Below are 16088 nucleotides of genomic sequence, written 5' to 3'. Positions count from 1 at the left end.
ATGAATAACGTATTTGTATATTGTGAGATTGAAGGCACAACCGTTGCCGATGTAAGTCTCGAACTTCTGACCAAAGGTCGTAAGTTAGCGAATCAGTTAGGCTGCCAGCTGGAAGCAGTTGTTGCCGGTAGCGGCCTCGAAGGTGTAGAAAGCCAGGTGTTGCCTTATGGCGTCGACAAACTGCATGTGTTCGATGCACCGGGCTTGTTCCCTTACACTTCCCTGCCCCACTCTTCCGTACTGATCAACTTGTTCAAGGAAGAAAAACCTCAGATCTGCCTGATGGGCGCTACCGTTATTGGTCGCGACCTGGGTCCTCGTGTATCATCTGCACTGACCAGCGGTCTGACTGCCGACTGTACTTCATTGGAAATCGGTCCTCACGAAGATAAAAGAGCAGGTATCACTTACGAAAATCTGCTGTACCAGATTCGTCCGGCATTTGGCGGTAACATCGTTGCTACCATCATCAACCCCGAACACCGTCCCCAGATGGCTACCGTTCGCGAAGGTGTGATGAAGAAAGAAATCCTGGACGCAAATTATAAAGGCGAAGTGGTAAAACACGACGTAGCTAAATTCGTTCCGGAAACGGATTATGTAGTAAAGGTGATCGACCGCCACGTAGAAAAGGCAAAACACAACCTGAAAGGCTCTCCGATCGTCATAGCCGGCGGTTACGGAATGGGTTCGAGGGAAGGATTCGACAAATTGTTCGAACTGGCTAAAGAACTTCACGCCGAAGTAGGTGCCAGCCGTGCAGCCGTCGATGCCGGTTTCTGCGATCACGACCGTCAGATCGGCCAGACAGGTGTAACAGTTCGTCCGAAATTATATATCGCTTGCGGTATCTCCGGACAGATACAGCACATTGCAGGTATGCAGGATGCAGGTATCATCATCTCTATCAACAACGACGAGAACGCTCCGATCAACACGATCGCCGACTATGTTATCAACGGCACAGTTGAAGAAGTGATCCCGAAGATGATTAAATATTACAAACAGAACAGCAAGTAAAGAGATGGCAAATTATTATACAGACATACCGGAACTCAAGTATCACTTGAACAATCCGATGATGGAACGTATTTGCGAACTGAAAGAACGCAATTACAGAGATAAAGAAGAGTTCGATTACGCACCGCAGGATTATGCCGATGCAATGGATTCATTCGATAAAGTGCTTGAAATCACCGGGGAAATCACCGGAGAGATCATTGCTCCCAACGCCGAAGGTGTTGACGAAGAAGGTCCTCACTGCGCTAACGGACGTGTGGAATATGCTTCCGGAACAAAACAGAACCTGGATGCCATGGTGAAAGCCGGCCTGAACGGAATGACCATGCCGCGTCGTTTCGGTGGTTTGAACTTCCCGATCACTCCGTACACCATGTGTGCCGAAATCGTTGCCGCCGCCGATGCCGGATTCGGAAACATCTGGTCTCTACAGGATTGTATCGAAACATTATATGAATTCGGAAACGAAGACCAGCATAACCGTTTCATCCCGCGTATCTGCGCCGGAGAAACCATGTCTATGGACCTGACCGAGCCGGATGCCGGTTCTGATTTACAATCCGTCATGCTGAAAGCTACCTTCGACGAAAAAGAAAACTGCTGGCGCCTGAATGGTGTAAAACGATTTATCACCAATGGTGATGCAGACCTTCACCTGGTACTGGCCCGTTCGGAAGAAGGAACGAAAGACGGACGTGGTTTGTCTATGTTCATCTACGACAAGAAGCAGGGTGGTGTAGACGTTCGCCGCATTGAAAACAAGTTGGGTATCCACGGCTCTCCTACTTGCGAATTGGTTTACAAGAATGCAAAAGCCGAACTTTGCGGCGACCGCAAATTAGGTTTGATCAAATATGTTATGGCGTTGATGAACGGTGCCCGCCTGGGTATCGCTGCACAATCTGTCGGTTTGAGCCAGGCTGCCTACAATGAAGGAATGGCTTATGCCAAAGAACGTAAACAGTTCGGCAAAGCGATCATCGACTTCCCGGCAGTTTACGATATGCTGTCTATCATGAAAGCGAAGCTGGATGCCGGTCGTGCACTGTTGTATCAGACTTCACGCTATGTGGATATCTACAAAGCGCTGGATGATATTTCACACGAACGCAAACTGACTCCGGAAGAACGTCAGGAACAGAAGAAATATGCAAAACTGGCTGATTCATTCACCCCGTTGGCAAAAGGTATGAACTCTGAATACGCCAACCAGAATGCGTACGACTGTATCCAGATTCACGGCGGATCAGGTTTCATGTTGGAATATGCTTGCCAGCGTATTTATCGTGATGTCCGTATCACTTCAATCTACGAAGGTACGACACAGTTGCAGACTGTTGCCGCTATCCGTTATGTAACAAACGGTTCTTATCTGGCAACCATCCGCGAATTCGAAACAATCCCATGTTCTGCGGAAATGGAACCGCTGAAAGCACGACTGGTAGAAATGGCCAACAAGCTCGAAGCATGCATGAACAAAGTGAAGGAAGCGCAAAATCAGGAATTACTGGACTTCGTTGCCCGCCGCCTTTATGAAATGGCTGCCGACTGCGTCATGGCTCACCTGTTGATCCAGGATGCAACAAAAGCACCTGAATTATTCAGTAAATCAGCCGTAGTATACTTGAACTATACAGAAGCCGAAGTAGAAAAACACAACAGCTTCATCGAAAAGTTCAACGCTGAGGAATTAGTAAACTACAGACAATAATAAGTATTGTCTCTCCATAAAAAAGCCGGATATCATCTTTATTCTGATATCCGGCTTTTTTCAGATATTACCGATGAGAAGAATGCCATAATATCCATTGCATAATCCCTCTTAATGATAAATAGATCAGGAATGCCATCCATAAGGCATGGTTTCCCATCACACCGTAAAAGAGATAATAGACCACAAAAAACAGTCCCGAAGCCACCAGCATCGAATAAAGCATCAACCGGGTAGCTGTTGCACCAATCAGGATACCGTCCCAAAGGAAAGCGGCAAAGCCAGCCAAGGGAATAGCCAAAACCCAATAATAATAACTTCCGGCAGCATTAATGACTGTTGTATCATTCGTCAGCAATCCCAGAAAATCTTGTCCACCTATCATATATAGAATCGTAAAAGACAACGACAATCCCCATCCCCAACGGAATAGCAAACGAATCATCCTTTGTAATCCAGTATTGTTTCGTGCGCCGATATAACGTCCGGTCATCGCTTCACCGGCATAGGCAAAGCCATCCATTATATAAGAAAATAGCGTAAACAGCTGCATCAACAACGTATTAACAGCCAATACGACATCTCCCTGCCGTGCACCTGTCGATGTAAAAAAGGTAGTAACAGCCACCAAACATAATGTACGGAAAAAGATATCGCTATTCACCTGAAAGAAACGCTTCATAGCTGTCTTACCGATTATCTCCTGCCAACGAAAAGCAATCTTCAGTCGCCCGTAATAACGAAGCCAAAGCAACGAAGCCATAAAAAGTCCGGCATACTGAGCAATCAACGTTCCCAACGCCACTCCTTCTATCTTCATATCCAGCAAATACACGAAAGAAAGGCTGGCAACGATATTCACCACATTCTGTGTAATCGCTATAAACATCGGGAAACGTGAATTTTGCATGCCGATAAACCACCCAGCAAAGCCATAAAGTCCCAATACGGCAGGTGCTCCCCATACACAAATATTAAAATAAACCGTAGCCAGTTCGCGCACCTCCGGGGTAGCATCTATCAAAAGAAAGGCTATTTTCCGGATCGGATATTGAAGCAGCAACAAACATAAAGCGATAAACAGCCCCACTCCCACTGCCCGTAACAAAACACGTGTCACCTCTTTCAGGTCACGCTGTCCAAAAGCCTGCGAAGTCATACCACTCGTCCCCATCCGCAAAAAACCAAACAGCCAGTAAATAATATTGAATAGCATCCCTCCTACGGCAATCGCCCCGATATAAGCCGCCGATCCTAAATGACCGACAATAGCGACATCAATCAGTCCCAATAAAGGCACGGTTATATTCGAAACAATAGAAGGTATTGCTAATTGAAGAATTTTTTTGTTCATGTTATTGTATATACCAAAAGCTTATTCTTAAATTTGTAAGCAAAGTTACGGATTACTTTATATATAACATTATAACGCAACAATGTTTCAATAACAGATAAAACGCGAACCCAAAGTGGTTGTAAAAACACAGGATGTTCGCACTCCCTGTTATTCTGATATTTACAATATTATTAATAACTATACAAATACCTATTATTTGTACACTTTATTATTCGCAAAATTATATGCTGAAAATGTTATCAATAAAGCTTTCCATAAACATGGAGTCGCATCCTTTACGGGTGCGTGGATTGAAACGACAGGTATATGCGAAAGGTTTTGTAGATGGCACCGTCGCATCCTTTACGGGTGCGTGGATTGAAACAATAAAAAAGAAAGTACTATATCTATCGCTTAGTCGCATCCTTTACGGGTGCGTGGATTGAAACAATGTCAACTCATTGAATGTAATCTGATAAGCCTGTCGCATCCTTTACGGGTGCGTGGATTGAAACATATTATGATTGTTTAAATGTAATCGGTAACTTTGTCTCGTCAAAAATCGGAAAAGTAAAATCGACATGATTCTAAAAAAAATAGCATTGTAATTTTGTGGTGCGAACTACTAATTACAATGCTATGACCGAGACTTCCCAATTAAAGAAGTATCTGATGTGGTACAAAGTTAACGAATTATTTTCAGATGGCCTAAATAAGACACAAATAGGTCAATCCTTAGGTCTTCACCGTCAAACGGTGGCCAAGTATCTGTCCATGACAGAAGAAGAGTTCATTTCCAGCCAGAGCTATGACCGTCATTACGGTCATAAACTTGACGGCTATGAATCTTATGTAGTCAATGAGTTGCGCAAGTGGCCTTTTTTGTCCGCTCCGCAACTCCATGACCGCTTGAAAGAGCATTTTTCGGATCTTCCCTGCGTAACCCCCAAAACGGTCTTCAACTTCGTCAACCGGTTGCGTTTAACGCACCATCTTCCCAAGGAGTTTGAAAAGAGTTACCGCCCCTACGAGAAGCAACCCGAGACTCCCTATGGCGAATACGCCCAATGCGACTTCGGTGAACGGTGGATGAAGACACTTCAGGGACAGTCTTTAAAAGTGTATTTCTTTGCGATGTGTCTGAGCCGCAGCAGGTATAAGTTCGTCTACTTTAGCCGTACACCGTTTACCACCGCTCTTGCTGTTTATGCCCATGAACTGGCTTTCGAGTTCTTCGGGGGAGTACCCCGAAAAATAGTTTATGACCAGGACAAGGTGTTTCTTGTCAATGAAAACCTTGGTGACCTGGTGCTTACCCGCGTTTTCCGCACCCTTGTCCGTGAACATGGCTTTGAACCCGTGTTCTGTCGCAAATCCGATCCCCAGAGCAAAGGTAAGATAGAGAATGTCGTCAAATATGTGAAATACAACTTCCTTCGCGGCCGCGAGTTGGTTGACATGGACCTGCTCAACAAGGAAGTCCTTGGCTGGTTGGAACGCACGGCCAACGGCACGGAACATCACGGCATACGTCGTGTCCCGTCTGAGGAGTTTGAGACGGAAAAAGGACACCTCATGCCTTATAAGGGAGTCCCGACTGTTCCTTGCGAAACCCTCTTGCCGCATCACGTGCGAAAGGACAACGTGATAACCTACCGGGGCAATTATTACAGCGTTCCCACAGGCACCTACCACGGCCATCAGACGCTGGTCTATATCGAAGAAAAAGAAGGCCGGCTATATATCTACAGCCATGAGACAGGCAAAACCCTTGCCGTTCACAAAATAAGCGGAGATAAGGGGCGTCTGGTAAGCAATACCTCCCACCGGCGTGACCGCGAAGCCTCGCTGGATGATTATGAGGCTTTTGTACGCAAAGAACTTCCCGCAAGCACGGTGATTGATACATATTTATTACAACTACGTGTGCATAAGGCCCGTAATTACCGCGACAACCTCCAGTTTATAGTCCGGCGCCACGCGGCATACTCGGACATCACGCTTACCGAAGCTTTTGACGAGTGCCTTAAAGCAGGTGTCTTCAACGGATGCAGCCTGATGGAGGTAGCCGAGACCCTCAGGATCCGTAAAGGAGAACCCCCCATTGAGGTCCGGACGGAAACCGAGCCGGTTCCCGGGGCTGATACATCCGCCATGATCCCCGAGAAAACAGACATATCCACCTTTAACACCCTTTTCGTATGATAACAAACGAACAAATCAAAAACCTGTGCTCGCGTCTGCGCCTGTACGCTCTGCCACGCCTGCTGGAATCAGAAGCTCATCTGGCGCAGGAGCAGGGAAAAAACCATGTCGAGTTCCTGCATGACCTGCTCTCCCGCGAGGTTCAGGAAAGAGACAGCAAGGACTTCCAACGGCGGCTGAAAGCGGCGGCCTTGCCGGCAAGACACGACCTCGACCTTTTCGACCACAACTACTCGCAAGGTATAACCGCACCAAGATTGCGTGAACTGCGCCGGCTGGGGTGGCTCGAACAGAATTACAACCTGATACTCATGGGACCTTCCGGAACAGGTAAGACCTTTATCGCCGCAGGACTTGTGTACGAAGCTGTGGGGCAGGGATACAAGGCGTATATGGTCACGATGGAGGATGTCATAAACACCATCAAGATGAAAACGCTGATGCCTTCGGCCATGAGCGCATACAACCGTCTGCTCAAAGCCGACTTGGTAGCCATCGATGACATAATGCTCTTCCCGGTGAAAAAAGAGGATGCCGCAGGATTCTTCAATCTGATCAACACGCTTCACGAGAAAGCCTCACTGATAATTACCACGAACAAGGCACCCACCGAATGGGCCAAAACGCTGGATGACGAAGTGCTGGCTTCAGCAATACTGGACAGGCTGTTATATCACTGCGAGGTCATAAAACTCACCGGGCAAAGCTACCGGATGGGAAACCGAAAATCCATTTTTGAAGAGGAAAAAGACACATCTTTGGCTGGGGGTACCCCCAGCCAAAGATGACCGACATTAAAATGTAATCAATAGTATAAACTGATAGTCTCTATTATTAGATGGTGATTTAACTTTACCGAAAAATGACGATTTAAAATTTGCTTATTACATTTAAAGTAATATTGCTGATTGTGTCGCATCCTTTACGGGTGCGTGGATTGAAACATCAAATAGCATAATTGTCGGTATCTCAGCACGACGTCGCATCCTTTACGGGTGCGTGGATTGAAACAAATGCAGAAGCAAAAGACAAAGAAGCCAAGGCGGTCGCATCCTTTACGGGTGCGTGGATTGAAACTTTGCCATATTATAATTTTATTGGTAATCCTGCGTCGCATCCTTTACGGGTGCGTGGATTGAAACAACATCTTAGGAGCCAAGATTGATGCTCAGACTGTCGCATCCTTTACGGGTGCGTGGATTGAAACCTGCAACGAGTACCCTGTACGAACAGTATCTATGTCGCATCCTTTACGGATGCGACACGTTCCTTTTTCAGAGCGTTCAAATCATCATCGTTTCAATCTACTTAGTGAGTTCGTTTCATTACTAAGAATTACTATACTAAGTATAATTATAAACAAAATACAAACGACCACAAAAAGAAAATGTCATTATTCATCAATAGACTGTTCTTATGTCATTTACCTCTACTAAATCAAATTAATTTGCCTTCCATTGTAAATTAAAGCATGAAAGCTTAGTTCATTAAAAAATAAAACATAACTTTGTGAAATAGGAATAACAGAGAAAGTATATTTCTCAAAATGTGGACACCTATATTATTATTCACAATTTGTTAACCTAAACTTATGGTATACACGAATAAAGAATACTGTCTTGAGGTTAAAGGAAGCATGGCCTGTTTTACCAGACCTGAAATGAAAGTCGAAAGAGTCAGCTATGATGTGATAACTCCCTCTGCTGCACGTGCTATCTTTGAAGCTATCTTTTGGAAACCTGCTATACGATGGAACATAACCCGGATAGAAGTTTTAAATCCCATTAAATGGTTTTCCTTTAAAAGGAATGAGGTCGGGAACCTGATGAGTCCTCGTGCATCCGGGTTATTCATTGAAGATAATCGGCAACAAAAATCCAGTTTATTACTGAAAGATGTTTGTTACAGAATTTTCGCGGAACTGGAATTTATACCTATAAGGAATAGAACAGAAGAAGATAAGTCGAAAGCGACAGCTGGGTCTTCTGACGAAAATCCAGGTAAATATAATGCAATGTTCGAGCGCAGAGCTAAAAAAGGACAATGTTTCAATCAACCCTATTTAGGTTGCCGTGAGTTCTCCGCTGATTTCACATACATCGAAAATCCGGTAAAAGGAAACGGAATACCCGAAGACCGCGATTTAGGATATATGCTATATGATATGGATTTCACAAACGAAAAAGATCCGAAACCAATGTTCTTCCGTGCAATAATGAAACAAGGAGTCTTGGTCGTTCCATCAATTAACAGTGAGGAGGTACGCCGATGATTCTGCAAGCATTATACGAATACTACCAGCGTAAAGCCGCTGATCCGGAGAGCACCATCGCTCCCCGCGGATTAGAATGGAAAGAAATTCCTTATCTTATTCTGATAGATAAAAAAGGAAAGTTTTTGGAACTACAGGACACCACCGAGGGGGTAGGAAAACAAAAACGAGCAAAAAAATATCTGGTTGTTAAAAGTAAAGGGCGTACTGGCAGCAACAGTTGGCAAACTGCAAATGTATTTTGGGACCATTTCGGATATGTATTAGCCCAACCTAAAAATACGGATGATAAAGGAATGCCAAAAGCACTGGATGATGCCGCTAAACAACATAAATCCTTTGTTCAGGAAGTCAGGCGGCTTGCTGAAATACATCCTTCCAATGAAGACATTCAGGCTGTAGCCGGATTTTACGATAACCCGGAGAATCTTCAACGTATAAAAACGGACCCGTTATGGGAAGAATGCATCAAAAAAGACGGGACAAACATATCCTTTAAAATAGCCGGACAAAATACTATCGTAGCCGAAAATCCGGATGTAACATCATCCACTGAAGATTGCTCGGAGAAGGATGAGCCGATAGGAATATGCCTTATTACCGGAAAAAAGGCTCCGATAGCTATACTCAATAGCGCCATTACCATACCCGGAGGCAAAAGCGGAGCAAAGCTGGTCGGCTTTCAGAAGAAATCAGGTTACGATTCATATTATAAAGAACAAGGTATGAACGCGCCTATTTCAAAAGAGGCTGAAGCTGCTTATACCACGGCATTAAATACGTTATTAGGAAAAGACTCCTCCAACAAATATCATTTACACGACACATCCGTTGTTTTCTGGTCGCAGAAACCGACAAAACTGGAGCAATGTGTCAGTTTCATGTTTGCACCTCCTTCAAAAGATAATCCGGATAAAAATACGGAAGTTATCAGAGACTTTCTTCAATCCCTTTCTTCCGGAGTATTGAATGATGAGGATGAAACACCCTTTTACATTTTAGGCTTAGCTCCTAATGCCGCCCGTATTTCCATAAGATTCTGGCGACAAGGAACAGTAGGTGAATTTGCCAGCCATATCAGACAACATTTTAAGGACCTGGAAATCATTAAAAGCTAGAATCAAAGAGTCTATTTTTCTCTATTCAATTTACTGACCCAGGTTGCATCCTTAAATAAAATGGAAAATCTGCCGCCCAGCTTAGCCAGCGATTTAAGCCAAAGTATATGGGACAACCAGCCATACCCAACCACATTGCAGATGCAATGTCTGATACGAATCAAAGCAGACCGGAATATAACGTCGATAAGAGCCGCTATACTCAAAGCCTACTTAAATAGAAAATTCAGAAATCATAATAATCCACCTAAAGAAATTCAAATGGCACTAGATTTAGAAAATAAAAACCAGGCGTACTTATGTGGCCGCTTGTTTGCTATCCTTGAAAAGATCCAGAGTGATGCTATCCCGGGAGCTAATTCTACGATTAAAGAACGCTACTACGGTGCAGCATCGACAACCCCGACAACTGTATTCGGCCGCTTGTTGTCTTTATCCAGACACCATCTTGCAAAATTTGATACAGGGAAATCTGTTTATTATGAAAAGTTATTGCAAAGTGTTATCACTGATCTGGATAGTAACGGGTTACCTAAATATTTATCAATGGACGACCAATCGCGTTTCGCAATCGGTTATTACCATCAAAGAGAAGATTTATATAAAACAACAACAGATAAAGAAAAAAATTAATACTATACAAATATGGAAACAGCAATAAACAATCGTTACGACTTCATTTATTTATTTGATGTACAGGATGGTAATCCGAATGGTGATCCCGATGCCGGAAACTTACCCAGAGTTGATCCGGAAACAGGGGAAGGCCTGGTTTCCGATGTCTGTCTGAAACGTAAAGTCCGGAACTTTGTCCAAATAGTAAAAGGAGGAGAAAGACCGTATGATATATTCATTAAAGAGAAAGCGGTATTGAATAATCTGATCACTGAAGCTCATAAACAGGAAGGGGTTAAAGATATAAAAGAGAAAGGAGATAAAACAGAGGCTGCCCGACAATGGATGTGCAGAAACTTTTATGACATAAGGACATTTGGAGCCGTACTAAGTACAGGCGAAAATGCCGGACAGGTTCGTGGCCCTATCCAGTTTACTTTTGCCCGTTCCATCAGTCCGATTGTTACTGCCGAACATAGTATAACCCGTATGGCTGTGGCAACGGAAGATGAAGCTAAAAAACAGAGTGGAGATAACCGTACTATGGGACGTAAATTCACTGTTCCTTACGGATTGTATAAAGCTAACGGATTTATTTCCGCTCATTTAGCCGTACAGACCGGATTCAATGAAGAGGATCTGAACTTATTCTGGGATTCACTGAAAAACATGTTCGACCACGACCATTCAGCAGCCAGGGGAATGATGAATGCCCGCAAATTGATCGTGTTCAAACACAGTACAGCATTAGGTAATGCTTCAGCCCATTCTTTATTCGGTTTAGTGAAGGTTCAACTTAAGGATGCCCAACGCCCACCCCGTTCGTTTGACGATTATATTGTTACCATCGACAAGGATAAACTACCGGAAGGTGTAGAAGTACTGGACATGATATGATAGAATACGGAGATGAGGACCTGTTGATGCTTTCCGGAATCCAGCATATAACTTTCTGTGAACGTCAATGGGCCCTTATACATATCGAACAACAGTGGGCGGAAAACAACCTCACTATTGAAGGAAACTGGATGCATCAAAAAGTAGATGATCCAACCTTGATGAACCGTAATAAAGGCATAGTTACATTAAGGTCTGTTACGCTTGTCTCCAGACGGCTGGGACTTTATGGAATCTCTGATGTAGTAGAGATGGTTGCTTCCTCCTCCGGACAAAATGCAATACAACATCCTAAATATCCGGGATTCTGGCAATTAATCCCGGTCGAATACAAACGGGGCAAACCTAAAAAAGATCAGATAGATGAAGTTCAGCTATGCGCACAAGCGGTTTGCCTGGAAGAGATGTATAACGTCAGCATAGAAAAAGGATTTTTGTATTATGGGGAAACCCGCCACCGGGAAGAGGTTCCGTTTACCGGAGAATTGCGGAAACTGGTTGAAAATAAATGTGTCCAAATGCACCGGTTATACGAACAAAAAGTCCTTCCGCCAGCAATATACAAAGCGCATTGCAAGTCATGTTCATTATGTGACGTATGCATGCCTAAAGTAATGACAAAAACACTGAAAGTGAATACTTACCTGTCCCAGTTATATGATTAAAATATGAGAAAATTATTGAACACATTATATGTAACTACTCCTGAAGCCTATTTAACTAAAGATGGAGAAAATGTAGTAATCAGGGTTAAGGAAAAAGATATATTCAGAATTCCGGTTTTGAATATAGAAGGTATTGTCACATTCGGATATATGGGTGCTTCCCCGGCATTAATGAAGATGTGTGCCGAAAGAAATGTAGGGTTATGTTTTTTAAGTGCTAACGGACAGTTCCAGGGTAGAGTCTCCGGTCCGACAAAAGGAAATGTCCTTTTGCGAAGAACACAATACAGGATTGCCGACGATGCAAATAAATCGCTGGAGATCAGCCGTCTGTTTATTGCCGGAAAGATAGCAAATTCCCGGACGGTTATCGACCGTTTCAAAAGAGATCATATTTCTTCCGACGAACAGCTTTCCTTGTTTTTATCCGTATCTGAAAAATTAAAGAGATCAAAGAATCAGGCTTTAGTTGCTGAGTCTTCCGATACATTAAGAGGTATAGAGGGAGAAGCCGCTACAACTTATTTCTCTGTATTTGATCAGATGATCATATCGCAATGTGAGGATTTTCCTTTTAACGGAAGGAACAGAAGACCGCCCAAAGACAAAGTAAATGCCCTGTTGTCATTTGTTTACACATTGCTGAATCATGAGGTACAGTCCGCATTGGAAACAGTAGGACTCGATCCATACGTAGGCTTTTTACATACCGATCGCCCGGGAAGAGCTAGTTTAGCGTTGGATATGATGGAAGAGTTACGAGCCTACCTGGCAGACAGGTTGGTATTGTCTTTAATCAATCGTAAACAGATATCCAGTAAAGGTTTTGTTGAACACGGAGATAACGGGATCGTTATGGATGAAGATATCAGAAAGGAAGTTTTACTCGCTTGGCAGAAGAGAAAAAAAGAGACAATAATCCACCCCTACTTAAATGAATCCGTACCAATAGGGCTTATCCCATATATTCAGGCGATGCTTTTAGCTCGTTTTTTGAGAAACGATTTAGATAATTATCCGGTCTTTTTAATGAAGTGATTTTATGTATGTTCTAGTTACATATGACGTAGAAACGATGACTTCCGACGGACAGCGCAGGTTACGTCAGGTAGCACGTCAATGCCTGAATTATGGCCAACGCGTCCAGAATTCCGTTTTTGAATGCTCTGTCTCGCCTGCTCAATTTACCGAGTTAAGATTAAAGCTATCGGATATCATAGATCATAAAAAAGATAGTATCCGTTTCTATTTCCTGGGAAATAATTATTCTAAAAGGGTTGAATACATAGGTGTCGTCACATCCTATAATGTAGAAGACGAACTTATAATATAACTGTTCGCGAACATTAAGCATTACCCCAAAAGCCGGGGTTTTCGCATTTATTGATTGTTAGTCTATTGCACATATCTATTGGTTCTATTTCATCAATAAAGAATCCAAAAAGTTTATTATCGCATAAAGATATTGGTAACAAACTGTAAATGTTTGTGTTATTTGTAATGCGGTCGTATCTTATAGAGGTACGTGGGTTGAAACGGGATAAACAATGTTACTTGTTGACCCGCAATTTGGTCGTATCTTATAGAGGTACGTGGGTTGAAACGTCGTAAGGGTAAAGGTAGACCAACCGGAAAGATGTCGTATCTTATAGAGGTACGTGGGTTGAAACTTTGTTCCATCTGTATACATGGTAATCGGCTCCTGTCGTATCTTATAGAGGTACGTGGGTTGAAACATCTGTTATAGAATTAAGGTCGATACCCGGGAAGTGTCGTATCTTATAGAGATGCGTGGATTGAAACAAACATTGATCGGGAGTTGATACACGGACATAACCGTCGCACCCGTAAAGGATGCGACGGTAGTGTTATTGTTGCAATTTCAATTCAGACACGTTTCAATCCACGCACTTATTATAACCAACTCAATCTGTAACACCTATCACACCAACAGCAACTCCTCCACCCAAGCGCCATCCAAAACCAACCCGGCATGTTCATCATAACACCTTCCATCCTCCAATATAAATATTCCGGCATACTCTCCCACAGTGCCCTGTTTACGGAACTGTTCGAAATCCCATTTTCTGACGGATACGCTATACTGTTGCAGCTTACGCAATAACCAGAATTCCGGACCAATCCGCTTCAGTTCTTCCAACAAGGTTGCGCCATCACCATAGCCGACTAAGATGGATACCGAGTCTTTATCGTCTATCAACCGGAATTGATCGGCCGCCGTAGCAAAAAGGAAATTCATTTCTCCGGCACCTTTATATAAAGAGTCTTTGATCTCTGCCTTATCAAAGGTGTTACAATTGCTATAGAATAACCGGAAATATTGAGCCATACAATCCGGGGAAAACAAGTCACTTCCATCGGAAATAGACAACATCTCCCGTAAAGCAGCCGCCCCCTTTCCCATCAAACCACGTAAAGTACTATTCTCCGGTTTGAAGACAAAGACCTGCCCCAACTCACCCTTCTTATTTAACTTGCCTTCCCGGTTACATCTTCCGGCAGCCTGTATGATTGAATCCAGACCGGCAAATGCACGGTACACTACCGGGAAATCAATATCTACCCCGGCTTCAACCAACTGCGTGCTTATCACACGAACCGGTTCATTGTCCTTCAATTTCTGCTTGATCAATTTTATCACTTCCATGATATGTACGGAACACATCATACGCGATAGATGCAAAGTTCCTTCAGGCATCCGCTGATAAAGCTCCCGCGCCTCTTTTCGGGTATTTACAATACATAATACACAATCATATCCGGACAGTTCGTCGGCAAGGTCATCGAAATTCGTGGTCGATTCCGGCCAATGCAATTCTACCCGCTTAAAAGCCTCAAACAAATGATCATGCATGGAAGTAATTTCTGTGACGGGACTCTTCAGCCCGCTAAAAGCCTTCTGCCCCGTTCCGATATGACCGGCAAAAACGGGTAATGTCGCTGTGGTAAACAAAATACTGGTTTTAAAAGACGATTGCAGGCTCTGCAAGATATCCAATATCGGCTGCAAAAATTCAACCGGCAACATTTGCGCCTCATCCAGAATAACAACCGAATTACAGATATTATGTAACTTCCGGCACCGTGAAGTCCGGCAAGCATACAGCGACTCGAAGAACTGTACATTCGTAGTCACAATAATCGGAGCATCCCAGTTTTCCGTTGCCAACTGGGAAGGAGACCGTTCGTCATTACTATCCGGCTGCAAATTACTATGATGCTCCACCACATTCTCCGCACCGAAAATATTCCGGAGCACGGCAGCCGTCTGTACAATAATACTCGTATAAGGAATGACAATGATAATCCTATCTTTTTTATAACGAACAGCATGGATGAGCGCCCAGGCCATCGAAGCCAATGTCTTTCCCCCGCCCGTCGGCACTGTCAGGCTGAAAAAGCCGGGAAGCTTTTCCGCCATCTCACGGCAACGAGACAAGATAGCAGCGCGCTTCTCATTGATGAAAGAGGCAGGAGCACCGGCCGTGAGCGATTCCATATATGTATCAAACCGATCTTTCAATAGTTCCATAGAATCATATTGCCCGCGACGAACAGCCTGCTCCGGCTGCATAAACCGCTCCGTATCCAGATAGTCGGCATCTACCAGACATGAAAACAACATGCGAATCCATTGGTGCATTTCTTTCTGAAAATCACTAATCATAGGCGCATTCAGCGAAACGACCGCTTCCCGCATCTCTTCCGGCGCATCATTCAACATCTCCTGGTAACAGTCTGTTTTAGACAGACGTTTATTCAAATTAGCCTCCCCGGAAGAAGTCCAGTCCAGCAATCCCGAATGATGTCCGGCTATACAATAGGCCAACGGCTGATAATAACCCGGTAATTTCTCTTTCGCCAGCATAGCTCCGGCTGAGGAATGATCGGGTTTATTCACCACTTTCTGCTCTGCCGTCATACCGGATGCACTACGGATATAAGGTTGAAAACTATCCTTCGTATATTTTCCCATATCATGCCACCAGCCATTCTGCTTTCCCCAGACCGCAGCACCGAAAACAGATGCGAACGATTCGCTTAAACCAGCTGTACCGACAGCATGTTCCTTAACTGTTTGTATCTGAAAAGCGTCATCCTCCACCTTGACATGCGCTATAAAATCCTGCTCATTTTTCATCTTACATAAAAGTTTTCACTAATTTATTTGCCATTTGCAATATTTCCACACAGCACATTGTATAACAACCAATTAAACTATTGCAAA

Annotated in this window: 11 protein-coding genes, 1 pseudogene and 1 CRISPR repeat array; of the genes and pseudogenes, 10 read left to right on the top strand and 2 right to left on the bottom strand. The window is 43.7% G+C overall.

What is annotated here, in order from left to right:
- Positions 1-1020 (top strand): electron transfer flavoprotein subunit alpha/FixB family protein, encoded by a 1020-nt coding sequence (locus tag K6V26_RS02800; RefSeq protein ID WP_224264547.1) that lies wholly within the window; start codon positions 1-3, stop codon positions 1018-1020.
- A 4-nt stretch (positions 1021-1024) separates the two neighbouring features.
- Positions 1025-2731: an acyl-CoA dehydrogenase family protein gene (locus K6V26_RS02795; RefSeq protein WP_224264546.1), complete on the top strand. Its 1707-nt coding sequence runs from the start codon at positions 1025-1027 to the stop codon at positions 2729-2731.
- A gap of 67 nt (positions 2732-2798) precedes the next feature.
- Here the strand turns inward: K6V26_RS02795 and K6V26_RS02790 are convergent, their stop codons facing one another.
- Positions 2799-4085 carry an MATE family efflux transporter gene (locus K6V26_RS02790; protein ID WP_224264545.1) on the bottom strand — a complete coding sequence of 429 codons (1287 nt, stop codon included), beginning with the start codon at positions 4083-4085 and terminating at the stop codon, positions 2799-2801.
- 654 nt (positions 4086-4739) lie between these two features.
- On the opposite strand from K6V26_RS02790, the gene istA reads away from it, so the two are divergent.
- The 8 genes and pseudogenes from istA (at position 4740) to cas2 (ending at position 13172) form a co-directional block, all read left to right on the top strand.
- Positions 4740-6272 (top strand): IS21 family transposase, encoded by a 1533-nt coding sequence (istA, locus tag K6V26_RS02785; RefSeq protein ID WP_224263457.1) that lies wholly within the window; start codon positions 4740-4742, stop codon positions 6270-6272.
- A complete protein-coding gene (gene istB, locus K6V26_RS02780) occupies positions 6269-7060 on the top strand; it encodes an IS21-like element helper ATPase IstB (RefSeq protein WP_224263458.1) in 792 nt (263 codons plus the stop codon). The genes istA and istB overlap by 4 nt, the downstream gene beginning before the upstream one ends.
- 124 nt (positions 7061-7184) lie before the next feature.
- Positions 7185-7479: a CRISPR direct-repeat array (repeat unit 32 nt; unit sequence GTCGCATCCTTTACGGGTGCGTGGATTGAAAC).
- 384 nt (positions 7480-7863) lie between these two features.
- A complete protein-coding gene (cas5c, locus tag K6V26_RS02775; RefSeq protein ID WP_224264544.1) occupies positions 7864-8544 on the top strand; it encodes a type I-C CRISPR-associated protein Cas5c in 681 nt (226 codons plus the stop codon).
- Positions 8541-10295 (top strand): annotated as a pseudogene (gene cas8c / locus K6V26_RS02770) (type I-C CRISPR-associated protein Cas8c/Csd1). The gene cas5c and the pseudogene cas8c overlap by 4 nt, the downstream one beginning before the upstream one ends.
- A 12-nt stretch (positions 10296-10307) precedes the next feature.
- A complete protein-coding gene (gene cas7c, locus K6V26_RS02765; protein ID WP_122328478.1) occupies positions 10308-11174 on the top strand; it encodes a type I-C CRISPR-associated protein Cas7/Csd2 in 867 nt (288 codons plus the stop codon).
- Positions 11171-11839 carry a CRISPR-associated protein Cas4 gene (cas4, locus tag K6V26_RS02760; protein WP_224264543.1) on the top strand — a complete coding sequence of 223 codons (669 nt, stop codon included), beginning with the start codon at positions 11171-11173 and terminating at the stop codon, positions 11837-11839. The genes cas7c and cas4 overlap by 4 nt, the downstream gene beginning before the upstream one ends.
- Before the next feature lie 3 nt (positions 11840-11842).
- A complete protein-coding gene (gene cas1c / locus K6V26_RS02755; protein WP_224264542.1) occupies positions 11843-12877 on the top strand; it encodes a type I-C CRISPR-associated endonuclease Cas1c in 1035 nt (344 codons plus the stop codon).
- Positions 12878-12881: 4 nt separating this feature from the next.
- On the top strand, positions 12882-13172 hold the full coding sequence (gene cas2 / locus K6V26_RS02750) for a CRISPR-associated endonuclease Cas2 (RefSeq protein WP_005651106.1): 291 nt from the start codon (positions 12882-12884) through the stop codon (positions 13170-13172).
- Between the two features lie 609 nt (positions 13173-13781).
- On the opposite strand, the gene K6V26_RS02745 is transcribed toward cas2, so the two are convergent.
- Positions 13782-16001, bottom strand: a complete 2220-nt coding sequence (locus K6V26_RS02745; RefSeq protein WP_007653600.1) for a CRISPR-associated helicase/endonuclease Cas3 — start codon at positions 15999-16001, stop codon at positions 13782-13784.
- Positions 16002-16088 lie beyond the last annotated feature (87 nt).

The organism is Parabacteroides goldsteinii (assembly GCF_020091425.1).
In the GTDB taxonomy this organism is placed as follows: domain Bacteria; phylum Bacteroidota; class Bacteroidia; order Bacteroidales; family Tannerellaceae; genus Parabacteroides; species Parabacteroides goldsteinii.
Note: the sequence above shows the minus strand (reverse complement) of the source record. Positions and strands in the feature narration are given on the sequence as shown.